The sequence below is a fragment of the Nonomuraea sp. NPDC003707 genome (assembly GCF_053587055.1).
In genome coordinates, this window is sequence record NZ_JBSFNK010000010.1 from 226,970 (window position 1) to 251,318 (window position 24,349).

23 protein-coding genes and 1 riboswitch are annotated in these 24,349 nt (G+C 73.1%); of the genes, 9 read left to right on the forward strand and 14 right to left on the reverse strand.

Annotated features, from left to right (window positions below):
• Positions 1–45: 45 nt before the first annotated feature.
• The 3 genes from ACWDRB_RS26965 to ACWDRB_RS26975 form a co-directional block, all read right to left on the reverse strand.
• Positions 46–462 carry an HIT family protein gene (locus tag ACWDRB_RS26965; RefSeq protein WP_449898035.1) on the reverse strand — a complete coding sequence of 139 codons (417 nt, stop codon included), beginning with the start codon at positions 460–462 and terminating at the stop codon, positions 46–48.
• Between the two features lie 452 nt (positions 463–914).
• Positions 915–1,943: a hypothetical protein gene (locus ACWDRB_RS26970; RefSeq protein WP_449898038.1), complete on the reverse strand. Its 1,029-nt coding sequence runs from the start codon at positions 1,941–1,943 to the stop codon at positions 915–917.
• 36 nt (positions 1,944–1,979) lie between these two features.
• Positions 1,980–3,152 carry a YeiH family protein gene (locus ACWDRB_RS26975; protein ID WP_449898040.1) on the reverse strand — a complete coding sequence of 391 codons (1,173 nt, stop codon included), beginning with the start codon at positions 3,150–3,152 and terminating at the stop codon, positions 1,980–1,982.
• Between the two features lie 70 nt (positions 3,153–3,222).
• Here ACWDRB_RS26975 and ACWDRB_RS26980 point away from each other — a divergent pair, with 70 nt between their 5' ends.
• The 3 genes from ACWDRB_RS26980 (at position 3,223) to ACWDRB_RS26990 (ending at position 5,879) form a co-directional block, all read left to right on the forward strand.
• Positions 3,223–4,119, forward strand: a complete 897-nt coding sequence (locus ACWDRB_RS26980) for a LysR family transcriptional regulator (protein WP_449898042.1) — start codon at positions 3,223–3,225, stop codon at positions 4,117–4,119.
• Between the two features lie 45 nt (positions 4,120–4,164).
• Positions 4,165–4,632 (forward strand): hypothetical protein, encoded by a 468-nt coding sequence (locus ACWDRB_RS26985; RefSeq protein WP_449898044.1) that lies wholly within the window; start codon positions 4,165–4,167, stop codon positions 4,630–4,632.
• Between the two features lie 134 nt (positions 4,633–4,766).
• On the forward strand, positions 4,767–5,879 hold the full coding sequence (locus ACWDRB_RS26990; RefSeq protein WP_449898046.1) for a hypothetical protein: 1,113 nt from the start codon (positions 4,767–4,769) through the stop codon (positions 5,877–5,879).
• A gap of 51 nt (positions 5,880–5,930) precedes the next feature.
• Here the strand turns inward: ACWDRB_RS26990 and ACWDRB_RS26995 are convergent, their stop codons facing one another.
• A complete protein-coding gene (locus ACWDRB_RS26995; RefSeq protein ID WP_449898049.1) occupies positions 5,931–6,200 on the reverse strand; it encodes a hypothetical protein in 270 nt (89 codons plus the stop codon).
• Positions 6,201–6,244: 44 nt separating this feature from the next.
• On the reverse strand, positions 6,245–7,603 hold the full coding sequence (locus ACWDRB_RS27000) for a hypothetical protein (protein ID WP_449898052.1): 1,359 nt from the start codon (positions 7,601–7,603) through the stop codon (positions 6,245–6,247).
• A gap of 316 nt (positions 7,604–7,919) precedes the next feature.
• On the opposite strand from ACWDRB_RS27000, the gene ACWDRB_RS27005 reads away from it, so the two are divergent.
• Positions 7,920–8,981, forward strand: a complete 1,062-nt coding sequence (locus ACWDRB_RS27005; protein ID WP_449898054.1) for a helix-turn-helix transcriptional regulator — start codon at positions 7,920–7,922, stop codon at positions 8,979–8,981.
• 21 nt (positions 8,982–9,002) lie between these two features.
• Here the strand turns inward: ACWDRB_RS27005 and ACWDRB_RS27010 are convergent, their stop codons facing one another.
• The 4 genes from ACWDRB_RS27010 to cobF form a co-directional block, all read right to left on the reverse strand.
• Entirely contained in the window at positions 9,003–9,869 is an 867-nt protein-coding gene (locus ACWDRB_RS27010; RefSeq protein ID WP_449898056.1) for an SMP-30/gluconolactonase/LRE family protein, read from the reverse strand.
• A 126-nt stretch (positions 9,870–9,995) separates the two neighbouring features.
• Positions 9,996–10,598 (reverse strand): superoxide dismutase, encoded by a 603-nt coding sequence (locus ACWDRB_RS27015; RefSeq protein WP_355193289.1) that lies wholly within the window; start codon positions 10,596–10,598, stop codon positions 9,996–9,998.
• 52 nt (positions 10,599–10,650) lie between these two features.
• A complete protein-coding gene (locus ACWDRB_RS27020) occupies positions 10,651–11,085 on the reverse strand; it encodes a Fur family transcriptional regulator (RefSeq protein WP_449898059.1) in 435 nt (144 codons plus the stop codon).
• Between the two features lie 126 nt (positions 11,086–11,211).
• Positions 11,212–11,961: a precorrin-6A synthase (deacetylating) gene (gene cobF / locus ACWDRB_RS27025; RefSeq protein ID WP_449898061.1), complete on the reverse strand. Its 750-nt coding sequence runs from the start codon at positions 11,959–11,961 to the stop codon at positions 11,212–11,214.
• A gap of 62 nt (positions 11,962–12,023) precedes the next feature.
• Here cobF and ACWDRB_RS27030 point away from each other — a divergent pair, with 62 nt between their 5' ends.
• The 4 genes from ACWDRB_RS27030 to ACWDRB_RS27045 are packed head-to-tail and all read left to right on the forward strand — an operon-like array spanning position 12,024 to position 15,176.
• Positions 12,024–12,410 carry a pyridoxamine 5'-phosphate oxidase family protein gene (locus ACWDRB_RS27030; protein WP_350727434.1) on the forward strand — a complete coding sequence of 129 codons (387 nt, stop codon included), beginning with the start codon at positions 12,024–12,026 and terminating at the stop codon, positions 12,408–12,410.
• Positions 12,407–13,621, forward strand: coding sequence for a precorrin-6y C5,15-methyltransferase (decarboxylating) subunit CbiE (gene cbiE / locus ACWDRB_RS27035; RefSeq protein ID WP_449898064.1), 1,215 nt, complete (start codon positions 12,407–12,409; stop codon positions 13,619–13,621). Before ACWDRB_RS27030 ends, cbiE begins: the two co-directional genes overlap by 4 nt.
• On the forward strand, positions 13,618–14,373 hold the full coding sequence (gene cobM, locus ACWDRB_RS27040) for a precorrin-4 C(11)-methyltransferase (RefSeq protein ID WP_364262136.1): 756 nt from the start codon (positions 13,618–13,620) through the stop codon (positions 14,371–14,373). Before cbiE ends, cobM begins: the two co-directional genes overlap by 4 nt.
• Positions 14,358–15,176 carry a cobalt-precorrin-6A reductase gene (locus ACWDRB_RS27045; protein ID WP_449898066.1) on the forward strand — a complete coding sequence of 273 codons (819 nt, stop codon included), beginning with the start codon at positions 14,358–14,360 and terminating at the stop codon, positions 15,174–15,176. Before cobM ends, ACWDRB_RS27045 begins: the two co-directional genes overlap by 16 nt.
• Here the strand turns inward: ACWDRB_RS27045 and cobJ are convergent.
• Genes cobJ through ACWDRB_RS27060 form a run of 3 tightly spaced genes read right to left on the reverse strand, consistent with a single transcriptional unit; the run spans position 15,167 to position 18,623 of the window.
• Positions 15,167–16,657 (reverse strand): precorrin-3B C(17)-methyltransferase, encoded by a 1,491-nt coding sequence (gene cobJ / locus ACWDRB_RS27050; protein WP_449898068.1) that lies wholly within the window; start codon positions 16,655–16,657, stop codon positions 15,167–15,169. The two genes, ACWDRB_RS27045 and cobJ, sit on opposite strands and share 10 nt — an antisense overlap.
• 5 nt (positions 16,658–16,662) lie before the next feature.
• Positions 16,663–17,283, reverse strand: coding sequence for a precorrin-8X methylmutase (locus ACWDRB_RS27055; RefSeq protein ID WP_350727429.1), 621 nt, complete (start codon positions 17,281–17,283; stop codon positions 16,663–16,665).
• Complete coding sequence (locus ACWDRB_RS27060; protein WP_449898071.1) at positions 17,280–18,623, reverse strand: precorrin-3B synthase; 1,344 nt, start codon at positions 18,621–18,623, stop codon at positions 17,280–17,282. The genes ACWDRB_RS27055 and ACWDRB_RS27060 overlap by 4 nt, the downstream gene beginning before the upstream one ends.
• Before the next feature lie 17 nt (positions 18,624–18,640).
• Positions 18,641–18,836, forward strand: a riboswitch (cobalamin riboswitch).
• Positions 18,837–18,872: 36 nt separating this feature from the next.
• Between ACWDRB_RS27060 and cobN the strand changes: the two genes are divergently transcribed.
• The gene (gene cobN, locus ACWDRB_RS27065; protein ID WP_449898074.1) at positions 18,873–22,469 is read left to right on the forward strand and encodes a cobaltochelatase subunit CobN; all 3,597 of its coding nucleotides are present in this window, start codon (positions 18,873–18,875) and stop codon (positions 22,467–22,469) included.
• Here the strand turns inward: cobN and ACWDRB_RS27070 are convergent.
• Together ACWDRB_RS27070 and cobO are read right to left on the reverse strand one after the other, a co-directional pair.
• Complete coding sequence (locus tag ACWDRB_RS27070; protein ID WP_355200313.1) at positions 22,424–23,752, reverse strand: cobyrinate a,c-diamide synthase; 1,329 nt, start codon at positions 23,750–23,752, stop codon at positions 22,424–22,426. The two genes, cobN and ACWDRB_RS27070, sit on opposite strands and share 46 nt — an antisense overlap.
• Positions 23,746–24,348 (reverse strand): cob(I)yrinic acid a,c-diamide adenosyltransferase, encoded by a 603-nt coding sequence (gene cobO / locus ACWDRB_RS27075; RefSeq protein WP_449898077.1) that lies wholly within the window; start codon positions 24,346–24,348, stop codon positions 23,746–23,748. The genes ACWDRB_RS27070 and cobO overlap by 7 nt, the downstream gene beginning before the upstream one ends.
• Position 24,349: the final 1 nt, after the last annotated feature.

The following is a 24,349-nucleotide window of genomic DNA, read 5'->3' on the forward strand; positions in this document are numbered from 1 at the left end:
GCCGTCAGCATTGAAGAACAGGAAATTTATCCCAGGCGGGCCGGTTCAGAGATGAGGGCTCAGGCGCTTGGCGATCCCGTCAGTCTCATCGAGGTCCAGACGAGGGACCTCGCCTGACCGCGTGCCGCCGTCGGGAAGAGTGCCGGCGACATGGAAGTGAACATGGGGGACGGTCTGGTGCGCGGGCGCTCCGTTGTTCTGCCAGACGGCGATGCCCCCGGGGTCGTAGGCGGCTGTGATGGCCCGGGCCGCCCGCCGCACGGCGTTCATCAATTGCTGCTCCTCCGCCGGGACCACGTCCATGATCGTCGGGCGGTGGGCGACCGGGATCACCAACACGTGCCCCTGCCCGCGCTGCCAACGGGTGACCAGGATGGCGACCTGCTCCCCCTGTTCCAGGATGGTGACGGGGTGCAGCCCGGCGAGGTAGTCGCAGAAGGGGCACGGTTCCGCGGATGGCATGGATATCGGCATGTTCCGATCTTCCCGCATATCCCGTAGGTGGCGTCCGCGCCCCGAATGCGTACCGCTGCTGGAAGCACTGCGGGTCGGTGACCAGTCGCCAGGTGCGGTCGAAGCCGGCTGGGCATCAGCCCAGACCGTCAACCGGAAAATGAACGGCGGTCTCGGAGGCGATTGATCACCTTCTCCCCGATCGGGCACCGGCCCAGCTCGGCTTCTCCGCCCGTTCCCATCGCTCGCGGCAGGCACGACACCAGCTGTGCCGCCGCACCGCGACCGGGTGTGCTCGGCATGCCGAGCACACCGGCGCAAACCGTACAGCTCCCACCAGAAGAACGGCTGATCCCGCGAGAACAGCCCATCGTTGCGGAACTCCACCGTGCACGGAACGAGACCCGCTTGCTCGTGACCCGGCGGGCCAGGAGCCGGGCCTCCTCGGCCCCTGGCGTCACCTATCTGAGGGCGAAGACCGCGGAGGTGGAGTCGCTCTCGCTCTGCCGTACGGTGCCCGCGGCCCAGACCTCCGTGGTTCCGGGGACGAGCGCCAGGTCCCACAGCTTGATCACCTTGCCGGCGACCTGAGGGGCGCTCACCGACCACTGACCCGCTGCCGAGCGGGACAGCACGCGGGAGCTCGTGTCATCCGGTGGATCCGCGATCACCCGGATGCCGCCCCGGCCGTCCGCGACCGCGTCACCGAGGCGCCACGCGGGTGTCACCGGGGCCGGGAGAGCGACGTCGACCGGCGACCAGGCGCGGCCGTCGAAATGCGCGGCGAACAGCTTCTCGTCGCGGTCGCCGAAGACCCAGACGTCATTCTTGGCCACCGCGAGAATGCCGGTCAGGCTGACGGTCTCCTTGTCGCGGCCGGCGGGAAAGGCGGCTTTCTTCCAGGCTTTGCCGTCGAAGTGTGCGACCCTGCAACAACCGATCGCCCAGACGTCCTTCTGCGACACGGCGCTGGTCCGGACGACGTCCCTCGGCGCTCGACGCTGCCAGGTGCGGCCGTTCCAGAACCAGGACGCCGAATGGCCGTCCGAGCCGAAGGCCCAGACGTGGTGGCGGCCGAGCACCAGGCCGCGGCTGAGGTTGGGGTGGGGTCCCATGGCGGATCTGCCCGCGTCCGTCCAGCGACGGCCGTCGTAGCGGAGGGCGGCGGACTCGCCGGTGTCGCTCGTGGTGAAGGCCCATACGTTGTCGGGCGAGGACGCGCCCGCCGAGCCGATGGCGCCGTAGTGGCGGCCGGGCAGCTCTGCGGCCCGCCAGGCTCGGCCGTCCCAGTGCTGCGCCACCGGACGGGCGGTCCCCGCGCATTCGTCGTCGATGGGCTCGCTCTGGCCGAAGACCCAGACGTCGCTCCGGCTCAGCGGAACGACCGCCGACATCGAGTCGCAGCCGCCGAAACTGTGCATCCGGATCACTTCCCAGACCGGCTGGTTCACCGGGGGCGGGACCGCGACCAGACCGACCGTCAATAACATTCGTGTCAGCACAGCACCCATCATGCTGTCCGCGCGTCACCCGAGCAGCCACACCCCCGCCAGCGAGATCGTTCCGATGAGCCCGGTGGCGATGCCGCCGAGCAGCATGACCCGGCCGCCCTTGAGCAGCTTCCGCAGGTCGATCCCCGTGCCGAGGGCGAACAGGGCGGCGGCCATCAGCGCGTTCGTGACCGCCGGGACGTTCCCGGTCACCACCGGGGGCAGCAGCCCCGTGCTCCGTACCGCCACCATAGCCAGGAACCCGGCCACGAACAGCGGCACGATCGGCGGCCTCCTCCCGGGAGCGGCGGCAGGCGGTGCCACCGGACGGGTGAGGGTGACACCGCGCCCAGCGGCCCCGGCCACCACCGCCCGAGCGGCCCCGGCCACCGCCGGGTGGGCGGGCACGGCCGGCCCCGGCCGAGCAGGCGCGGCCACCAGCGGCCGGGAGGGCACGGCCGCCGCCGGCTGAGCAGGCACGGCCACCGTCGGCTGGGCGGAGGCGCTGCGCGGGCAGCGGAGGGACGTGGTGACCGCGACGATGGGGGCGAGCAGCACGACTCGGGCCAGCTTGACCGTCACCGCCGTCGCCAGCACGCCCGTGGCCGCGCCGATCGCCGCCACCTGGGCGACCTCGTGCACGGCCGCTCCCGCCCACACCCCGAGCTGCTCGTACGACAGCCCCAGCCAGGACGCCAGCAGCGGCAGTACCACGATGGCCGCGCTGCCGTAGAGGACCACCACGCTCAGCGCGCCCGCGGCGTCCTCGTCCGAGCTGTCGGCACTGTCGTGCATGGCCGCGATCGCCGCCGCCCCGCAGATCGACACGCCGGTGGCGACCAGCAGCGACGTACCGGGGGAAAGGCCGAGGCGGCGGCCGGCCAGTGGCGTGAGCACGAACGTGAGCCCCGTGGCGGCGGCCACGACCGCGAGCGCCTGCCATCCGAGCGCGAGCACCTGCGGCACCGCGATCTGCAGCCCGAGCAGCACGATCGCCGCGCGCAGCACCCGCCTGGAGACGAACATCAGCCCGGGACGCAGCGGCGCGCGGATCACCCCGGCGGTGGCCAGCGCCGCCCCCAGGACCACCGCGGCGGTGGCCGGGCTGAGCCCCGGCACGAACCGGTTGACGGCCAGGGCGGCCGCCGTCGCCAGCGCGCACGCCACGATGCCCGGCAGGCAGGACGTCTTGGAGGGGGTGGGAAGCATGATCCCAGTCTTCGGGGCCTTCGACAGGCCCGGTAGCCGCGCATTGCCTGGGAGGTCATAGCCTGTGGCTATGACTGCGCTGCCCGATCTCGACTCCCTCAAGCTCCTCGTGGACGTGGGCGAGCTCGGCAGCCTCGGGCAGGCGGCCAAGCTGGCGGGCATCGCGCAGCCGTCGGCGAGCAAGCGCATCGCCCAGCTCGAACGGCGGCTCGGCCTGCCGCTGCTGGAGCGGACGCCGCGCGGCTCCACGCTCACCGCCGAGGGCAAGATGGTGGCGGGCTGGGCCGCGCAGGTGCTCGCGGCGGCGCAGGAGCTCATGCGGGCCGCCGAGGCCGTCCGGCACGGCGAGGCGGCGCACCTGCGGGTGGCCTCCAGCATGACGGTCGCCGAATACCTGGTGCCGCGCTGGCTCGGGGAGTTCCAGAGCCGGGAGGCCGGGGTCCAGATCGGCCTGGACGTGCTGAACTCCGCCGACGTGGCGGCGCTGGTGCTGTCGGGGGCCGGGGGCGTGGAGCTGGGGTTCGTGGAGGGGCCGACCGTGCCGGACGGGCTGGCCAGCCGGGTAGTCGGCACCGACAGGCTGGTCGTCGTGGTCGCGCCGGGCCACCCGTGGGCGCGCCGCCGCACAGTGCTCAGGGGCGCCGAGCTGGCCGCTACCCCGCTGGTCGTACGCGAGCGCGGCTCGGGCACCCGCGAGACTCTGGACGTCGCCTTCACCGGGCTCCACCAGGCCAGCCCGCGCCTGGAGCTCGGGTCGAACTCGGCCGTCAAGGGCGCCGCCCAGGCGGGCGCGGCCCCGGCGGTGCTCAGCGGATACGCGGTCGAGGCCGAGCTGGCCACCGGCCGCCTCGTCGAGGTGCCGATGGCGGGCCTCAACCTGGTCAGGAACCTGCGCGCGGTCTGGCGCCGGGGCCGCTCCCTCACGGGCCCCGCCGCGACCCTCCTGACCATCGCCAGCCGCCCCTGACGGGGTCTGCGCGCTTACCGAACAAACAGGGGAGAATCCTCAGCGATGAACATTACTCCCGCCCAGTTGCGCGACCTGGCCGGCCGCGCCGACGCGCTCCAGGCCGAGGCCCGTGCCCTGTACGCCGGTCTGCCCGCCGATTCACCCGAACGCGCCCATCTCCAGGCGGCGCACCACGCCGCCGAATGGCTGAAGCGAGCGGGCGAGGACCTGCTGCGCGCGGCCGGAGACCTGGCCCAGTATCGGGCCCTGGCCGAGTCGACGTGCGCCTTCCCGTGGGGCGTCTGTCCTGAGCACGGCAACACGCTCTCCTCCATGGCCGACATGTCCACCTGCCGGGTGTGCCGCCGTACGTGGGACTACAACCGGCGCGGCCAGAAGTGCGGCGAGCCGGTGACATGGAAGGTGACCGACCGGGTGGGGACGGAGTCGCTGATGTGCGACGGGCACGTCCTCGGCGCCCGCGCGGCCATGCAAGGCGCCACCTTCATGCGACTCGACGCAGCGACGTAACCAGGAAATTACCCCCTCATCTCGCCACAAAAGCGCTGATCAGCGACCTGCAACAGCCGTAAACAGCCCCCAGATCAGCGATGCATCCTGCATCCTGGGCATGCATTCGCGTTTTCCCCCTTCAAGGAGCTGCCGTGACCCGGTATGCCGTCGATCACGCCCGAAACGCGCTCGTCGCCCACTGGAGCACCGGCATCGGGGACGTCGCGGTCACCGTGGCCACTCTTCCCCCGGCCCGCGCCTCGGACGCCCTGCGTCTGGCCGCCCGACTGTCCGAGCTGTCGCAGGCCTGCTGGCGCTGCTACACCCACCCGGCGAGCATCTCCGACCAGCATGGACCGGGCAGCATCGGCTGGCACCGGCAGCGCGAACGCGACGCCTTCATCGGCGTCGTCCCGATCCTGACCGCCTCCACGCACGTCCCCGTACCCGCCAAGATCGGGGAGATCGCCCAGCGCACCGGCCGCGCGCTGCGCGCCCTCGACAGCCCGGAGCTCACCGTTCAGGTCGTCGCCGACGTCGCCGCCGAGCTGTCGGCCGTCGAACAGGCCGAACGCGGCGACCTGTCCGGACGCGCCCAGCAGGCCGTCACCCTCAGCCGCGAGGACGCCTCACCCCTGCAGGTCGCCCAGGCGGACGCCTTCCTCAACCGCCGGCCCTTCGGCTGCGAGGAGCTGATCACGCAGATCGACCCCGCCGCGGCCGCCATCGCCGCCGCGCACTGGCTGCACGCGGCGGCCGCCGCAACGGGCCGCCGCGTGCGGCAGCATCCGGTGCAGGTCGTGGCCGAGGGCGACCACCTCAGGCCCCTCGCCGTCGAAAGCCTCGTCGAGATCGTGAGCGCCATCAGTTTCGGCGCCACACCGCGCCAGACGGTCATGCCGCTCATCCGCCACACCCTGCACGTCGCCGAGGGCCACCTCTGCGGCGTGACCGACGCCAAGCGGCGCATCGCCGCCGCCGAACGCCTCGTGGCCAGGACCCGGATCGACCACCCCCACTCCGGCTCCGACTCCGTCTGCCTGCCCATCACCTCGCTCGACCCCGCCCGGCCGGCCCTCGACCTGCTCGACAACCTCATGGCCGGCATCCACGGCTGCTGGCTGCACTACGCCGGCCATGCGCGCACGCAGGACGCCTTCTCCTGGCACGATCCGGACGACGACCGGCGGCAGGAACGCCATACCGAGCTGTTCCTCACCGAGGTCCGGCAAGAAGCGGCCACCCGCCACCAACACCTGCTCTGACGCGCCTGTGATCTCAGCGAGGCGCGGCCGGCCCATCGAATCGTGGGGCCTTCACGCCCGGCCGAGGTGCTCGTCCAACCGGCGGGCCGCGCGGATGAGCCCGCTCGACCCGTCACGCGCGGCGATGCCGGCGACCTCGGGGATCGTGCCGCGCGCCCCGGCCCAGCCGGCCACTTCGGCGGCGAACTCCAGCGCCCGGGTGTGGGCGGCGTTGGCCCGCTCCCCGGGCCGCGGCAGGAAGACGGGCAGCAGGCCGCTCATGATCTGCCAGACCTCCCGGTGCGCGCCCTGCCGCGCGCACTCGTCGAGCGCCTGCAGCACCGGGCCGAGGATGCGCTTCCCCGGCCCGCCCTACCGGCCCCCTCCTATGACGTCATCCGGGTGAACTGGCTGATCGCCCCACGCGCGTGAACACCCAAGCTGTAGACGACCTGCGAACTGGCGGGAGCGAGCACCGGGCCGGCGTGGTTCATCACCCCCGTCAGCCCGATCGGGCGGCACCATTGCGGCAGGCCCTCCCCGATGCACCCGGCGTACGTCAAGTCCCCTTGGGCGGAACGGCGCAGGTGGGTGACTGCTCCCCACGCGAAGGCCTGGCCTTGGACGCTCCCGTAGACGCTCGTGCCGTCGGCGCTGACCGCCACATCGACGTACTGGCCCTGGGGACCGGCGGCACGGCACCCTGCGACGTAACCGATGCAGCCCCAATAGGCGATATCGCCGGTGGTGGTGTCGCGGTGCAGATGAGTGACGCCACTCGGTCCCGACACATAGAGGCTGTCGCCGGCCTGGGTGATCGCGCCCTGGGTGATGCCGAGCAGGCCGTCGGTGACGGGGATCGCGCAGCCACCGACCCCGGACTCACCCACACAGCCCGCCTCCGTGAGCGAGCCCGTGGTGAGGTCTCGCCGGAAGTGCGTCACCGAGCCGGGCCGCTGGGCCACGACGTAGAGGCTGCGCCCGTCGGCGCTGACGACGACGTCGCCCGAGGAGGTCATGACGCCGGTACGGCCGATCGAGGTGCAGCCCGGCATCGCCTCCCCGATGCAGCCGCTGTAAGCGAGGCGACCGGTGACACCGTCGCGCCGCAGGTGGTAAACCGCGCCTTTGCCGCCACCTGCCGCGTACAGGTACAGGTCACGGCCGTCCGCGGTCGCCGTCAGCGCGTTCTGCGACGTCGCCCAGGGAGCGAGTCCGGGCAGGGCCGCCACGCTGCCGCACGACGGGTCCCAAACGCAGAAATCCGTCACGAGGTCGCCGTTGGCCGCCGTGCTGAAGCCGACCACGGCGGCGGGAGTGGACACGTACGCGTGGACGCCCGCGGTCACCACAGAGCCGGCGGCGTACAGGCGGCCCGGGGTCTCCACGTTGTCCACCTTCGTCGGGCGGCACCCCGCAAGCCCACCCATGCAGCCGGTGAGGGACAGCGTGTCGTTCGCGGCCCGGCGGAACGTGGAAATCGCCGGCTGCGCCGTGCCCGACCCGCCATCGCCGCCGGCCACGACGTAGATGGTGCTTCCGTTGCCCGACAGCGTCGCCGCCGACGCCCAGTCCAGCGGATTCACCGGGCCGATGTCCACGGCACCGGGCACGTTCTGCGCGATCGTCCGGACGAAGACGAGGTCGCCCACCGCTGCCTGCGCGCTGGTGGGCAACCCCACGATCAATGCCAGTGCCGCGGCGATCCCCGCAGCACACCTTCTTGTACGGCCAAGTGCCAGCACGTTGCGCTCCTTTCGTCAGATCGACGATCGGAGATGGCCTTGCCGTTGGGAACGCGCTCCGAATTATCCGTACAAGACCGTACAGGAGCCGGCCGTTTTCGCCGCCCGCCACACGCATCTAGCCACTTTTTCCCGACGGACCTAAAATAAATAGTCCGGCGCACGGTAAACGAGCCGCACCAATCACTTCTATAGCGACAAATTTGGCCATATACAGCAGCTGCCCAAATGCCGCCGCCCATCAACTCAGTACACCCCCATTGCCGCAAAATCGCAGAAAGGCCCGGAACGCAATGGTCGACACTCGCAGCATCAGGTGACGGACGGTGAGGGGCGAATCGCCCGTGAGCTGCGCGCGGCGCTCGGTCCGCCCGCCACTCCGGCCGACGTGGGCGCGGCGATCTCGCAGATCGTCGGACGCCAGGTGCCGCACGACGCGCTCCGGCTGGTCGCCCTCAACCCGGCGATCGGCATGGGCCTGGGCGCGTTCAGCTTCTGGCACGAATACCAGCCCGCGCTGATCAGCGCCCTGGTGCTCAACGGATATCTGCACGGCGACCCGTGCCCGCTGCCGGCCCTCGCCCGGCAGAGCATGCCGGTGTGCGTCGTCGGAGCGGGCGCCGGCGACGGCCGGCGCAACACTCTGATCCGGCGGGTCCTGGCCGCCCACGGAGCCGGCAGCGAACTGCGCCTGGTGATACGGGACCGCCACGGGGTGTGGGGCCTGCTCGGCCTGCTTCGCGCCGCGGGCGCCAGGCCCTTCGGCGAGCGGGACTTCCACCGGATCCAGCGACTCGCCCCTGCCCTGCCGGCGGCGTTGCGCGGGTATGTGACGGCCGGCCCGCTGACACCCACCGTCCCGGCGCTGCCGACGGGGGTCATCACGATCAGCCCTGACCACACGGTCCGCTCCATCTCGCCTCAGGCAGGGGCGTGGGTGCGGCAGATGTGGCCCGCCGCCGGGAGCGGGGTGCCGGACTGGATCGCCGACGCGTTCTGGGTCGGCCTGTCCCTGCACGTACGGGCGCATACTCGCGATCCGCGCGCCTGGACGCCGCTGATCTGCGCGCCGGCGGCGAATTTCGGGCGCTGGATATTGATCCATGGCCAGCCGCTGGACGAGAACGGCGACAGCGACGTGGCCGTTCTCATCCAGGCGGCAGGCGGCAAACTGCTGCTGCCGTCATTCTGCGATTGGTACGGCATCACCACCGGCGAACGCCGCGTCATCGAATACCTGTACGCCGGGGCGTCGGCGAAACAGATCGCCCGAATTCTGGACCTGTCCACCTACACCATCAACGACCACTTGAAATCGGTGTACCGCAAGACCCGGGCACAGAGCCGGGACGAACTCATCGCGGCGATCGCCGGCTGACCGCCCGTTCCGGGACGCACATCACGGCCACCCGGCTCCAGGCACCTCGACCTCGACCGTGAGCACCTGGCCGGAGCCGGGCACGACCAGGTCGGACGACGTCATGCCCTGCCACTCCGCCGCCACGACGAACAGCGTCCTCCCGTCCGGCCCGCCCAGGACGCAGGCGAAGCCGCCCCGGTCGAGCTCGACGGTCCGCAGCGCCTTGCCGCCTTCGGCCACGCGTACGCAGCGCCGGTTGGGCACGTCGGCGTACCAGACCGCGTTCTCCTCATCGACGCAGATGCCGTCCGGGGTGCCCTCGCCGAGCCCGGCCCAGACCCGGCGGCCGGACAGCGAGCCGTCCGCCGCGATGTCGAAGGCCACCAACTGGTGGCGGTAGGAGTCGGCGACGATGAGGGTGGAGTTGTCGGCGAGCACCGCCATCCCGTTCGGGAACGCGATGTCGTCGGCCACCTGCCGCACCACCCCGTCGGGCGTGACCAGGTGTACGTAGCCGGGCTTGAACGACTCCCCCGCCATCGGGTCGAAGCCGCAGCGGTTGACGTAGGCGTTGCCGCGGCCGTCCACCACGATGTCGTTCCACCCGGTCCGGCCGAGATCCGCGTGGGTGACCGGCGACCCATCGGGCTCCAGGCGCAGCAGCCGGCCGTCCCGGGACGACACGATCAGGAGTCTGCCTTCCGGCGACCACGCGGTGCACAGCGGCAACGACGCGACGCGTGCCACGACCTCGCTGTGACCGCCCAGATCGACGGCGATGACCTCACCCGCCGACCAGTCGGAGAAGTACACCCGGTCACCGTGCCACCGCGGCGACTCCACCAGCCCTCGACCCGTCAGCAGCGTCCTTGTCCCGCTCATCCGCACCGCGTCCTTCTTCGTCATGAGACGTCGTTCTGTCGTCTTCCATACGAACGGCCGCCGGTCAGATCGACAGATTGAGCGGCGCCCGCCCACCGGCCCCGCGGACCAAGCTCGGACCGGTGGGCGGGCACCGCCGACATCGGGACGTCAGGCGCCGCGGGCGGCGTCGTAGCGGGCGATGACGTCGTTCCAGTTGATCAGGCCCCAGAGCTTCTCGACGTAGTCCGGGCGCACGTTGCGGTACTGCAGGTAGTAGGCGTGCTCCCAGGCGTCGAACACCAGCAGCGGGACGGTGTTCATGCCGACGTTGCCGTGGTGGTCGTAGACCTGCTCGACCACCAGGCGACGACCGAGCGGCTCCCAGGCCAGCACGCCCCAGCCCGACCCCTGCACGGTGGCGGTGGCGGTGGTGAGCTGCTTCTTGAAGGCGTCGAAGGAGCCGAAGTGCTCGGTGATCGCATCGCCCAGCTCGCCGTCGGGGCGGTCGCCGCCGTCGGGGGACAGGTTCTGCCAGAAGATCGTGTGCAGGACGTGCCCGGACAGGTTGAACGCGAACGTCTTCTCCAGCCCGACCAGGCCGCCGAACTCACCCTTGTCGCGCGCCTCGGCCAGCCGCTCCAGGGTGTCGTTCGCGCCCTTGACGTAGGCGGCGTGGTGCTTGGCGTGATGCAGCTCCAGGATCTCCCCGGTGATCGCGGGCTCCAGGGCCGCGTAGTCGTACGGCATGTCCGGAAGGGTGTATTCGCCCATGGGCGTCTCTCCTCAACAGAGGCTATTTGCAACTATCTTGCAATAACAATAATCATGCAAGTAGTGCACGTCGACATCGGCGGCAGTGGCCGCGCAGCACCTGGCCGACAGGGTCCATCGCGAAGCCGGTGCTCTCCATGACCGTTGCCTCCGCCGTGGCGAAGTGGTCCGCGGGGAGCTCGACGAGTACGTCGCAGCGGCGGCAGATCAGGTGGTGGTGAGGCGTCGTCGAGAGGCCGAAGAGCGTCTCACCGGCGTGGTCGACGCTGTGCAGGACGCCGCGGGCGGTCATCACCGTCACGTTGCGGTAGACGGTGGACACGCTGATCATCTCGTACGTGGAGGTCACCAGCCGGTGCAGGCGCGGCACGCTGAGGTGGGTAGCCGCGTCGCGCAGAGCGGTCAGGATCGTCAGCCTCGGCACGGTCTTACGCAGGCCGAGCCGGGTCAGCGTCTCCCCCAGGTCCGCTTCCTCGCTCCTGCCCACCCGGCCACGGTCGCGAACCCGCCTCGCCCCGATGTGCGCCCCCTCCCCGTTACGCCGTCAGATGATCAGTTTGCAATGAATATGCTCTTGCAAACAACAGGCGATTAAGCGACCGAGGACGGGCCGTCAGTGCTCCAGGCGACGCAGCAGGTACGTGTCCATGATCCAGCCCTTGCGGGCCCGCGCCTCGGCGCGCAGTTCGCGGATGCGGTCGCCGACCTCGGCCACCGGCCCGGAGACCAGGATCTCGTCGGGCGTGCCCAGGTAGGCGCCCCAGTGGATGTGGAAGTCGTCGAGCCCGGCGAACGAGCAGTGGGCGTCGAGCATGACCACCACGTCGTCGGCGGTGGGGCCGTGCTCGGCCAGGCGCCGCCCGGTGGTGAGGTGCACGGGCTGCCCGACCTGGGTGAGGCCGGTGCGGTGGCGGGCGGTGAGCGCGGCCACGCTGCTGATCCCGGGGATGACCTCGTACTCGAATGTCACGTTGCCTCGCAGGAGGATCTCCTCGACGATGGCAAGCGTGCTGTCGTACACGCCGGGGTCGCCCCACACCAGGAACGCCCCGGTCTGGCCCTCGCGCAGCTCGTCGCGGATGAGCGCCTCGCAGGCGAGCGCGCGGCGCGAGCGCCAGTCCTCCACGGCGGCGGTGTACGCCGGGGTGGTCCGGTCGCGCTCGGGGTCGCGGGCCTCGGCGATCCGGTACGGCGCGCGGCCATGCTCGGCGATGAGATCCAGCCGGAGCTGGACCAGTTCATGCTTGACCTCACCCTTGTCCACGATGAGGAACACGTCCGTGGCGCCGATGGCCTTGACCGCCTGCAGGGTGAGATGGTCGGGATCGCCGGCGCCGATCCCGATGACGAGTAGCCGCTTCACCCGCAAGATTCTGCCAGAACGGCAGATATACGATATGCCTCGCAAATCACCCAAGGAGGGCCGTGAATCTCGTCGAACAGGGCGACGCCTTCGCCGCGTTCTGGCAGGAGCGGCACCTGTGCACGCTCTCCACCACGCGCCCCGACGGCCCGCCGCACGTGGTGCCGGTGGGCGCGACGCTGGACCTGGCCACCGGCATCGCCCGGGTCATCACCTCGGGCACCTCGGTCAAGGCCGGGCTCATCGGGACCGACGGCGCGCCGGTGGCGCTCTGCCAGGTGGACGGCCGCCGCTGGTCGACGCTGGAGGGCCGGGCGGTGCTGCGTACCGAGCCTGAACAGGTGGCCGACGCCGAGCACCGCTACGCCGCCCGCTACAAGCCGCCGCGCCCCAACCCGGCGCGGGTGGTCGTGGAGATCCAGGTGACGCGCGTCCTGGGCAACGTGTGATCACGGTCGTCGGCATCGGCGCGGACGGCTGGGACGGGTTGTCCCCGGACGCGCGGCGCGCGCTGGAGGCCGCCGAGGTGCTCATGGGCGGGCGCAGGCAGCTCGACCTCGTGCCCGTCCCGACCGCCGAGCGCGTGGCCTGGCCCTCCCCGCTGCTGCCCGCGCTGCCCTCCCTCATGGAGACGTACGCCGGGCGCGAGGTGTGCGTGCTGGCCAGCGGCGACCCCATGTTCTACGGCATCGGCGCCACGCTGGTGCGCTTGCTGGGCTCGGCGAACATCCGCGTGGTGCCGCACGTCTCGTCGCTGTCGCTGGCGTGCGCCCGGCTCGGCTGGCCGGTGGAGCAGGTGGACGTGGTCAGCCTCGTGGGCCGCCCCCCTGCCGCGCTGAACGCCGCGATCCTGCCCGGGCGACGACTCGTCGTGCTCGGCGCCGGCCGCGACTCCCCGTCCCTGGTGGCAGGGCTCGCGACCGGGCTCAGGTACGGCCCCAGCCCCATGACCGTCCTGTCGGACCTGGGCGCGGACTCGGAGAGCGTACTGACGGGGACGGCGGAGACCTGGGAATCACGGGAAGCCGCCCCCTCCGCGCTGAACGTGATCGCCCTCGAGTGCGTCCCCGCCCCCGGCGCCGAACCCCTCCCCCGCGTGCCCGGCCTGCCCGATGCCGCGTTCGAGCACGACGGGCAGCTCACCAAGCGGGAGGTCCGCGCCGTCAGCCTGTCGCGGCTCGCCCCGCTGCCCGGGGAGACGCTCTGGGACGTGGGCGCGGGCGCGGGCAGCATCGCCGTCGAGTGGATGCGCAGCCATCCGGCGTGCGCGGCCGTGGCGATCGAGAGCAGGGCCGACCGCGCCGCCGCCATCGCGCGCAACGCCGACCGGCTCGGCGTGCCGGCGCTGCGGATCGTCGAAGGCAGGGCGCCGGCCGCGCTCAAGGGCCTCCCGGCGCCGGACGCGGTGTTCGTCGGCGGCGGCCTGACCGTGCCCGGGCTGCTGGAGACCTGCTGGGCGGCGCTGCGGCCCGGCGGCAGGCTGGTGGCGAACGCCGTCACCCTGGAGTCCGAGTCCGTCATGGCCCAGTGGTACGCCCGGCTCGGCGGCGATCTGGTCCGCCTGGCCGTACAGCGGGCCTCACCCGTCGGCTCCTTCACGGGCTGGCGGGCCGCGATGCCGGTGACCGTGTGGTCGGTCACCAGGAAGGACGTGCCATGACCGTGTACTTCATCGGGGCGGGCCCCGGCGCCGCCGATCTGATCACGCTGCGCGGCCTGCGGCGGCTGCAGTCGTCGCCGGTCTGCCTGTACGCGGGTTCGCTCGTGCCCCGCGAACTCCTGGACGCCTGCCTCGTGGGAACCAGGCTCGTCGACACCGCGAACCTCACCCTCGACGAGATCGTGGTGGAGCTGCTGGCCGCCCACCGCGCGGGCCTGGACGTGGCGCGGCTGCACTCCGGCGACCCGTCGGTGTTCAGCGCGGTGGCCGAGCAGATGCGCAGGCTGGACGAGCTCGGCGTGCCGTACGAGGTGGTCCCCGGCGTGCCGGCGTTCGCGGCGGCGGCGGCCGCGCTGGGCAGGGAGCTGACCGTGCCCGGCGTCGGGCAGACCGTCATCCTGACCCGCACCTCGGCGCGGGCCACGCCGATGCCCGAAGGGGAGGACCTGAAGACCCTGGGCGCGAGCGGCGCCACGATCGTGCTGCACCTGGCCGTGCAGCGGATCGAGGCGGTGGTGGAGGAGCTGCTGCCCTCGTACGGGCCGGACTGCCCGGTGGCGGTGGTGGCCCGGGCCAGCAGGCCCGACGAGGTGATCCTGCGCGGCACGCTGGCGGACATCGCCGGGCAGGTCCAGGCGGCCGGGATCCGGCGTACGGCGGTGATCGTCGTCGGCCGGGTGCTGTCGGCCACGCAGTTCCCCGACAGCCACCTCTACAGCGCGGAGCGGGAACGGCCGTGCGACGGGTCCTGATCCTGGGTGGCACGGCCGAGGCCCGGGCGCTGGCCGCCGAGCTGTCCGGCGAGCTGTCCGGCGAGCTGTCCGGCCGGGGCGTTCACGTGGTGTCGTCGCTGGCCGGGCGGGTGAGCAACCCGCGCTTGCCGGTCGGGGAGGTGCGCGAGGGCGGGTTCGGCGGGCCGGACGGGCTGGCCGCCTGGCTGGCGGCCGAGCGGATCGACGCCCTGGTGGACGCCACGCATCCGTTCGCCGCGCGGATGACGGCCTCGGCGGCCGAGGCGTCGGCGCGGACGGGCGTGCCGCTGCTGGTCCTGCGTCGCCCGGGCTGGCGGGAGGGACCGGGCGACACCTGGCAGCGCGTGCCCTCCCTGCACGCGGCCGCCGCACGACTGTCCGAGACGGCCACACAACTGTCCGAGGCCGCCGCACGACGGTCCGAGGCCGCCGTACGGCCGGGGGGCGGCCCGGTGCGGGTGTTCCTCACCACCGGCCGGCGGAGCCTGCCGGTCTTCACCGGTCTGGCCGGGGTGTGGCTGCTGGCCAGGTCCGTCGATCCGCCCGAACCGCCGGTCCCGGACCACGTGCACGTCCTGCTGGACCGCGGGCCGTACACGGTCGAGGGCGAACGCGTTCTCATCCGCGAGCACCGGCTGGACGTGCTGGTCACCAAGGACAGCGGCGGGCCGATGACCACCGCCAAGCTGGTCGCGGCCCGCGAGCTCGGACTGCCGGTGATCATGGTGGACCGGCCACCACTGCCCGCCGGCGTCCGGCTGGTGGAGACCGCCGCGGAGGCGGCCGCCTGGGCTCAGGGATAGCGGCGCGGCGTGTAGACGACGCCGCGCTCGGTGACCCGGGTCGTCGAGGAGCCGACGATCAGCAGGCAGCGCATGTCCACCTGCGCGGGGTCGAGCTCGCCGAGCGTGGTGACGGTGACGCTCTCCCGCTCGCCGCCGACATCACGCCCGATCACCACCGGGGTGGCGGCGTCGCGGTGCTCCAGCAGCAGGTCACGGGCGGCGGCGACCTGCCACGTACGGCTGCGCGAGGCCGGGTTGTAGATCGCCAGCACCAGGTCCGCCTTCGCGGCGGCGCTCAGCCGGCCGGCCACCACCTCCCACGGCTTGAGCAGGTCCGACAGCGACAGCACGCAGTAGTCGTGGCCCAGCGGCGCGCCGACCCGGCTGGCCACGGCCTGGGCGGCGGTCAGCCCGGGGACGATCCGCACCGGCACGTCCGGGAAGCCGGCCGCGGCCTCCAGCACGGCGCTGGCCATCGCGAACACGCCCGGGTCTCCGGAGGACACCACAGCCACCCGCGCGCCGTCGCGGGCCAGCTCCAGCGCGTGCCGGGCGCGCTCGGCCTCCACCCGGTTGTCGGTGCGGTGGCGGCGCTGGCGCGGGTTCGGGGCGACGCGGTCCACGTACGGGCCGTACCCGACGAGGTCGGTCGCCGCCGCCAGCGCCTCCTGGGCTTCGGGCGTGAGCCACGGCCGCCCGGCGGGCCCGAGGCCCACCACGACCACCTCACCCCGGGTCTCGCCCCGGGTCTCGGTCGTGGGCGGTTCGGGGACGAAGGTCCGCTCGGCGGGGCTGGCGAGCAGGGCCAGCGAGAAGTACGGCACCCCGTCGGCGTCCACGTCCTTGAGCGGCGCGACCCGTTCGGCTCCCATGGTGGCGCGCTCGACGTACCAGGCGTCGTCCAGCCGCCCGGCCTCGGCCAGCGCGTCGCGGACCTTCTCGAACGTCCGGCCCAGCTTGAGCACCGCCGCCGAGTCGGTGCCGCGGAGCCTGTCCGCCAGCACCTCGGCGGGCAGCGTGCCGGGCAGCACGGTCAGCACCTCGTCCCGCTCCACCAGCGGCCGGCCCAGCACGGCTGAGGCGGCGCTGACGGAGGTGACGCCGGGCACCACCTCGGTCGGGTAGCGGTGGGCGAGCCGCTTGTGCATGTGCATGTACGAGCCGTAGAACAGCGGGTCGCCCTCGGACAGCACGACCACGGTCCGGCCCGCGTCCAGGTGGGCGGCCAGCCGCTCGGCGCAGTCGGCGTAGAAGTCGTCGAGCGCGCCCTGGTAGCCGCCGGGGTGGTCGGTGGTCTCCGTGGTCAGCGGGTAGAGCAGCAGCTCCTCGATCTGGCCTTCCTTCATGTACGGCAGCGCGATCGAGCGGGCGATGCTGCGGCCGTGCCTGGCGGCGTGGTAGGCGATCACGTCGGCCTCGCCGATCAGCCGGGCCGTCTTGACCGTGACCAGCTCGGGATCCCCGGGACCGAGCCCGACCCCGTACAGCCGTCCCGTCATCGCCATCACTCCGTCTCGTTCGCGATGGCGTTGACCGCCGCCGCCGTCATCGCACTGCCGCCGCGGCGGCCGTGCACCACCAGATATTCCAGGTCGCTGTCCGCCAGCGCCCGCTTGGACTCGGCCGCGCCGATGAACCCCACCGGGATGCCGAGCACGGCGGCGGGCCTGCCCGCGCCCTCGGCGACCAGTTCGAGCAGCCGGAACAGCGCGGTCGGCGCGTTGCCGATGGCCACCACCGCGCCGTCGAGGCGGTCGCGCCACAGCTCCAGCGCGGCGGCGCTGCGCGTGGTGCCGAGCCGTTCGGCCAGCTCCGGAACGCCGGGGTCGCCCAGCGTGCACACCACGGCGTTGTCCGCGGGCAGCCGGCGCCTGGTCACGCCGGAGGCGACCATCTGCGCGTCGCACAGGACGGGCGCGCCCCTTCGCAGCGCCGCGCGCGCCCGGACGACCACGGCAGGCGACCAGTCCAGGTCGGTCACGAGGTCGGTCATGCCGCAGGCGTGGATCATCCGCACCGCCACCTGCGCGACCTCGGGCGGCATCCCGGTGAGGTCGGTCTCGGCACGGATGGTCGCGAACGAGCGCCGGTAGATCTCGGCCCCGTCGCGGATGTAGTCGCTCACTGATGCCTTTCCTGGTATCCGTCGCCGGTGGCGACCATCTGGACGACCCGGCCGCGCGGCAGCCCGCAGCGCCGCTCGCAACCGGCCCAATGCACGGGCGTCGCCGGCGGGCCGTCCAGGGTCGCCACCCAGCGCCGCGCGTCCTCCTGGACGTCGGCCAGGGACTTGGCGCAGCCCGGACGGCCGGTGCAGGCGCTCACCCCGGCCCACGGCGACGCCGGGTCCGTCACCAGCCCGGCCGCCTCCAGCATTCGCGCCGCCCGGCCGGCGGCGGCGGGCGGGAGGTCGAGGAGTACGACGGTCCGCCACGGCGTCAGCCGGACCGGCACACCGGTGGCGTCTCCCGGACCAGGCGCGCCGGAGGTGCCGGCCGGGCCGTTCGCCTCGGCCGCCGCGGCGATGGCGCTTGCCTGGGCGGCGGACAGCCGTCCGAGCGGCACCACGACCTCCAGCGCCACCCGCCCGTCCCGCTGCTCGATTCGCCCGGCACGCGGCGCCGAGACCGTATCCCGGACGACCGGAGCGGGCGGTGCCCACATCTCGGCGTCCGGGGCCGGCCTGGCGTGCGGCTGGTGCCCGGAGCGGGCATCGGCGGCGCGGTCGGCAGTGCCGGTGCAGTCGCGGGAAGCGGTGGTGGTGCGATCGTGGGGGGCGGTGCGGTCGCGGGCGGCGGTGGTGGTGCGGAGGCGGGTGGCGATGCGGGCGGGGCCGTTGTCCAGCTCCGCGATCCGCCACGCGCCCCGATCCCCTTCCGGCCGTTCGTCGAGGAACGCCTCGGCGGCGGCGATCATGAGTTCGGCGGCCACGTCCGCCCCCACGGCGAGCCCGGCGTCCACGCCCGCCAGCAGCAGCCGCCCGTCGAAGAACGTGACGTCGGCCCCCAGCGCGAGCATGTCGCCGCTGCCCTCGTCCACCGCGAACAGGAACCGCCCCGGTAGCCCGGCCAGCCGGGGCCGCGAACACAGGGCCCGGTCCAGCGCCGCCACCAGGGGCTGCGGGTCCAGCAGGCCGGGGCCCGTGCGACCGCCGAGCGGCGAGGCCACGATGTTGCGTACGCGCTCGTGCGCCTGCGACGGCAGCAGTCCGGCGGCGGCGATCCGCTCGGCGAAGGCGGCGGGTGAGCGCAGGCCGCGCACCTGGACGTTCGCCCGGGAGGTCAGCTCGATCACGTCCGAGCCGAGGTCGGCCGCGCAGGCGGCCAGCTCGCGCAGCCGGGCGGGTGAGATCGCGCCGCCGGGCAGGCGGACGCGGGCCAGCGGGCCGTCGGCCGCCTCGTGCACCTGTAGCGCCCCCGGACAGGCGTCGGGGCGCATACGTCCGGAAAAGTCGGCTATGGACACGATCAGGATGGTAACGCCACTTCTGGCGGGGGCCGCTCTTGTCGTAGGCTCCCTGTAGGCGATGGCTAGGGAGGAAGCCGGTGCGAATCCGGCGCGGTCCCGCCACTGTGACCGGGGAGCGAACCCCACCGCAGGCCACTGCCCGGCGACGGGTGGGAAGGCCGGGGTGAGCGCTGATCCGGGAGCCAGGAGACTCCGGCCGCCGCGACACCCGCGACCGGGGCGAGGACCCCGAGGGAGGATTGTGCCGTGCCTGGCGACAGCCATACCGTCCTGCTGCTCTCGACCTCCGACACCGACCTGCTCAGCGCTCGCGCGAGCGGTGCCGCCTACCGGTTGGGCAACCCGGCCCGGCTGGCGGCCGAGGACCTGCCCGCCTTGCTGGAAGGCGCCGACGTGGTCGTGGTGCGCCTGCTCGGCGGGCGGCGCGCCTGGGAGGAGGGCCTGGACGCACTGCTGGCCGGCCCTCTGCCGGTGGTGGTGCTGGGCGGCGAGCAGGCGCCGGACGCCGAGCTGATGGAGCTGTCCACGGTCAGCGGCGGCGTCTGCGCCGAGTCCCACGCGTACCTGGCCCACGGCGGGCCGCAGAACCTGGCCGAGCTGCACGCGTTCCTGTCGGACACGGTGCTGCTGACCGGGCACGGGTTCGCGCCGCCGGAGGCCACGCCCTCCTGGGGACTGCTGGAGCGCGACGCGCGGCCCGGGCGGGGACCCGTGATCGGGGTGCTCTACTACCGGGCGCATCACCTGGCGGGCAACACCGCGTTCGTGGAGACGCTCTGCGCGGCCGTGGAGGAGGCGGGCGGGCAGGCGCTGCCGGTGTTCTGCTCCTCGCTGCGCACCGCCGAACCCGAGCTGCTCGACACGCTGCGCGCCGCCGACGCGCTGGTGGTGACCGTGCTGGCGGCGGGCGGCTCGCGCCCCGCGACGGCGGGCGCGGGCGGCGACGACGAGGCGTGGGACGTGGGCGCGCTGGCCGCGCTCGACGTGCCGATCCTGCAGGGACTCTGCCTGACCACCGGCAGGCAGGCGTGGGAGGAGAACGACGACGGGCTGTCGCCGCTGGACGCCGCCTCGCAGGTGGCCATCCCGGAGTTCGACGGGCGGATCATCACGGTGCCGTTCTCGTTCAAGGAGATCGACCCCGAGGGACTGACCGTCTACGTCGCCGACCCCGAGCGGGCCGCCCGGGTGGCGGGCATCGCGGTACGGCACGGGCTGCTCCGGCACACCCCGCCCGCCGAGCGCCGCCTGGTCGTGATGTTGTCGGCGTACCCGACCAAGCACTCCCGGGTGGGCAACGCGGTCGGCCTGGACACCCCGGCCAGCACGGTCAGGCTGCTGGCCAGGCTCGCCGAGGCCGGCTACGACCTCGGCGAGGGCTTCCCGGGCGTGGCCGAGCAGGACGGCGACGCGCTCATCCACGCGCTGATCGCCGCCGGTGGCCAGGACCAGGACTGGCTGACCGAGGAGCACCTGGCGGGCAATCCGGTACGCATCTCCGCCGCGTCCTACGAGCGCTGGTACCGCACTCTGCCCGAGGAGCTGCGGACGGAGATGGAGCGGCACTGGGGGCCGCCGCCGGGCGAGCTGTTCGTGCACGAGGGTGACATCGTCCTCGCGGCGCTGCGGGCCGGGAACCTGGTGGTGATGGTGCAGCCGCCGCGCGGCTTCGGCGAGAACCCGATCGCCATCTACCACGACCCCGACCTGCCGCCCAGCCACCACTACCTGGCCGCCTACCGCTGGCTGTCGGCCGAGTTCGCGGGCTCCGGCGCGCACGCGATGGTGCACGTGGGCAAGCACGGCAACCTGGAGTGGCTGCCCGGCAAGTCGGCCGGCATGTCCGCCGCGTGCGGCACCGACGCGGCCATCGGCGACCTGCCGCTGGTCTACCCGTTCCTGGTGAACGACCCCGGCGAGGGCACGCAGGCCAAGCGGCGGGCGCACGCCGTGCTGGTGGACCACCTGGTGCCGCCGATGGCGCGGGCGGAGACGTACGGCGACATCGCCCGGCTGGAGCAGCTCCTGGACGAACACGCCACGATCGCGGCCATGGACCCGGCCAAGCTGCCCGCCATCCGGGCGCAGATCTGGACGCTCATCCAGGCCGCCCGGCTCGACCACGACCTGGGGCTGGCGAACCGGCCGCACGACAGCGAGTTCGACGACTTCATCCTGCACGTGGACGGCTGGCTGTGCGAGGTCAAGGACGCGCAGATCCGCGACGGCCTGCACGTGCTCGGGCAGGCTCCGGCCGGGCAGGTGCGCGTGGACCTGGTCCTGGCGATGCTGCGCGCCCGGCAGATGTGGTCGGGCCGCGAGACGCTGCCCGGCCTGCGCGAGGCGCTCGGCCTGGCCGAGGACGGCACGGCGGGGCTCGGCAGCGTGGACCGGGCCGAGGCGGCCGCCCGGGCGCTGGTGGAGGCCATGGAGGAACGCGGCTGGGCGACGGAGGCTGCGGCGGAGGTCACGCGCGAGCTGCCCGGCGAGCGGCGCGACCTGGTGACGCGGGTCCTCGAGTTCGCCGCCACCGAGGTGGTGCCGCGCCTGGCCCGCACCACCGACGAGCTCGACCACGTCCTGCACGCTCTGGACGGCGGCTACGTTCCCGCCGGGCCGAGCGGCTCCCCGCTGCGCGGCCTGGTCAACGTGCTGCCGACCGGCCGCAACTTCTACTCCGTCGATCCCCGCGCGGTCCCGAGCCGGCTCGCCTGGGAGACCGGCCAGGCCATGGCCGAGTCGCTGCTGGAGCGCTACCGGTCGGACACCGGCGAGTGGCCGCGTTCGGTGGGGCTGTCGGTCTGGGGCACCAGCGCCATGCGCACGGCGGGTGACGACGTGGCCGAGGTGCTGGCCCTGCTCGGCATCCGCCCCGAATGGGACGAGGCCTCGCGCCGGGTCACGTCCCTGGAGCCGATCCCGCTCGCCGAGCTGGGCCGTCCCAGGATCGACGTGACGGTGCGGATCAGCGGTTTCTTCCGTGACGCGTTCCCGCACGTGGTGGCCATGCTCGACGACGCCGTACGGCTGGCCGCCGGGCTGGACGAGCCGTACGAGGACAACTACGTGCGCGCCCACGTCGCCGCGACCGGGGGCGACGAGCGCCAGGCGACCATGCGTGTCTTCGGGTCGGCGCCGGGCGCGTACGGGGCCGGGCTGCTGCCCCTGATCGACAGCCGCAACTGGCGCGACGACGCCGACCTGGCCGAGGTGTACGCGGTGTGGGGCGGCTTCGCCTACGGCCGCGACCTCGACGGCGTGGCGGCCCGCCCGCAGATGGAGGACGCCTACCGCAGGATCGCGGTGGCCGCCAAGAACGTCGACACCCGCGAGCACGACATCGCCGACTCCGACGACTACTTCCAGTACCACGGCGGGATGGTCGCCACCGTCCGCGCGCTGACCGGCAGGGCCCCGGCCGCGTACGTCGGCGACAGCACCCGCCCCGACGCCGTCCGCACCCGCACCCTGTCGGAGGAGACCTCGCGTATCTTCCGGGCCAGGGTCGTCAACCCGCGCTGGCTGGCCGCGATGCGCCGCCACGGCTACAAGGGGGCCTTCGAGCTGGCCGCCACGGTCGACTACCTGTTCGGCTACGACGCCACGACCGGGGTGGTCGCCGACTGGATGTACGACAAGCTCACCGAGACGTACGTGCTCGACCCGGAGAACCAGGCGTTCATGGCGCAGTCCAACCCCTGGGCCCTGCACGGCATCGCCGAACGCCTGCTGGAGGCCGCCGAGCGGGGCATGTGGCAGCACCCCGACCCGGAGGTCCTGCGCGGCCTGCAGGAGGTCTACCTCAAGACCGAGGGCGACCTGGAGGACGACACCAGCCGCTGAGCCGTCATCGGCTGCCCGGCCCAGTGCAGGTGCAGGTAGGACGCGGTCACCTGGGCGTCGCCGAATCCGTCGGCGCCGCTCTCAAAGCGGAACAGCGGCTCGCCTGCGTACTCGACGGCGGTGCGGTGGAACTCGTGCCCCCGGAACCGCTCGCCCGGCTCCGTCAGCGGCGAACGCCTGAGCGCGACCGCGTCCCGGTAGCCGAGCGTCAGCCTCGGCGTCATCCGTGCCCGGCCCGGCACCCGCCCGCACATCCGCTGCCCGTCCAGCTCCTCGCACAGGTAGAGCAGCCCGGCGCACTCGGCGGCGATCGGGCCGCGGAAGGCCGCCACCTGCGCGCGCAGCGGCTCGTTGGCGGCCAGCTCGGCGGCGTACACCTCGGGGAAGCCGCCGCCGATGACGAGCGCCGCGGTCCCGTCCGGCAGCCGCTCGTCCCGCAGCGGGTCGAACACCGCGACGTCCGCCCCGGCCGCCCGCAGCAGCTCGACGTGCTCGGCGTAGCCGAACGTGAACGCCGCCCCGCCCGCCACCGCCACCACCGGCCGGTCCGTCCGCTCCCCCCGCGCGGGCTCCCAGGGGACGGCGTCCAGCGGCGGGGCCGATGCCGCCAGCCGGAGCAGCGCGTCGAGGTCGCACGAGCGGGTCACCAGCGCGGCCAGCCGGTCCACCGCGGCCAGCGCCTCGGCCTCCCGTTCGGCGGCGGGAACCAGCCCCAGATGCCGCGACGGCGTGGAGACGGCGTCGTCGCGGCGGATCGCGCCCAGCACCGGCATCCCCGCCGCGGCCAGCGCGGAGCGGCACAGCTCCTCGTGCCGGTCGGAGCCCACCCGGTTCAGCACCACCCCGCCCACCCGCACCCGGGGGTCGAACGTGGCGAACCCGTGCACCACCGCCGCCACCGACCTGCTCTGCCGCGCCGCGTCCACCACCAGCACGACGGGAGCGTCCAGCAGCCTGGCCACGTGGGCGGTCGAGGCGAAGTCGGTGTCCCCCTTGCCGTCGAACAGCCCCATCACGCCCTCGACCACCGCCACGTCGCATCCCGCCGCCCCGTGCCGGAACAGCGGCCGTACGCGCTCCTCACCCACCAGCCACGGATCCAGGTTGCGGCCGGGACGCCCGGTGGCCAGGGCGTGATAGCCCGGATCGATGTAGTCGGGGCCCACCTTGTGCGGCGAGACGCGCAGCCCGCGCGCCCGCAGCGCCGCCATCAGCCCCGTGGCCACCGTCGTCTTGCCGCTGCCCGACGACGGCGCGGCGATGACGAGCCGGGGAACTACCACTCGATGCCCTTCTGCCCCTTTTGCCCGGCATCCATGGGGTGGCGAACCTTGCCCATCTCCGTCACCAGGTCCGCCACCTCGATCAGCCGCTCGGGCGCGTCCCTGCCGGTGATCACCACGTGCTGGTTGCCGGGCCGTCCGGCGAGCGCGGCCACCACGTCTTCCAGCTCCAGCCAGCCCCACTTCAGCGGGTACGTGAACTCGTCCAGCACGTAGAACCGGTACGTCTCGGCCGCCAGGTCCCGCTTGATCTGCTCCCACCCTTCACGGGCGTCGGCCGCGTGATCCTCCTCGGCGCCCGGCCGCTGGATCCACGACCAGCCCTCGCCCATCTTGTGCCAGGTCACCGAGCCGCCCTCGCCCGTCTCCCCGAGCACCTTCAGCGCCCGCTCCTCGCCGATGCGCCACTTGGCCGACTTCACGAACTGGAACACCCCGACCGGCCAGCCCTGGTTCCAGGCCCGCAACGCCATCCCGAACGCCGCCGTCGACTTGCCCTTGCCGGGACCGGTGTGCACGATCAGCAGCGGCCGGTTGCGGCGCTGCCGGGTGGTGAGGCCGTCGTCGGGCACGACGGCGGGCTTTCCCTGCGGCATG

Excerpts from the sequence above, each read along its gene's own strand:
- ACWDRB_RS26970 (WP_449898038.1), bottom strand. The coding sequence starts at position 1,943 with ATGTTATTGACGGTCGGTCTGGTCGCGGTCCCGCCCCCGGTGAACCAG.
- cobJ (WP_449898068.1), bottom strand. The coding sequence starts at position 16,657 with ATGACGGGACGGCTGTACGGGGTCGGGCTCGGTCCCGGGGATCCCGAG.
- ACWDRB_RS26980 (WP_449898042.1), top strand. The coding sequence starts at position 3,223 with ATGACTGCGCTGCCCGATCTCGACTCCCTCAAGCTCCTCGTGGACGTG.
- cobM (WP_364262136.1), top strand. The coding sequence starts at position 13,618 with ATGACCGTGTACTTCATCGGGGCGGGCCCCGGCGCCGCCGATCTGATC.
- ACWDRB_RS26985 (WP_449898044.1), top strand. The coding sequence starts at position 4,165 with ATGAACATTACTCCCGCCCAGTTGCGCGACCTGGCCGGCCGCGCCGAC.
- ACWDRB_RS27015 (WP_355193289.1), bottom strand. The coding sequence starts at position 10,598 with ATGGGCGAATACACCCTTCCGGACATGCCGTACGACTACGCGGCCCTG.
- ACWDRB_RS27010 (WP_449898056.1), bottom strand. The coding sequence starts at position 9,869 with ATGACGAAGAAGGACGCGGTGCGGATGAGCGGGACAAGGACGCTGCTG.
- ACWDRB_RS26975 (WP_449898040.1), bottom strand. The coding sequence starts at position 3,152 with ATGCTTCCCACCCCCTCCAAGACGTCCTGCCTGCCGGGCATCGTGGCG.
- ACWDRB_RS26965 (WP_449898035.1), bottom strand. The coding sequence starts at position 462 with ATGCCATCCGCGGAACCGTGCCCCTTCTGCGACTACCTCGCCGGGCTG.
- cobO (WP_449898077.1), bottom strand. The coding sequence starts at position 24,348 with ATGCCGCAGGGAAAGCCCGCCGTCGTGCCCGACGACGGCCTCACCACC.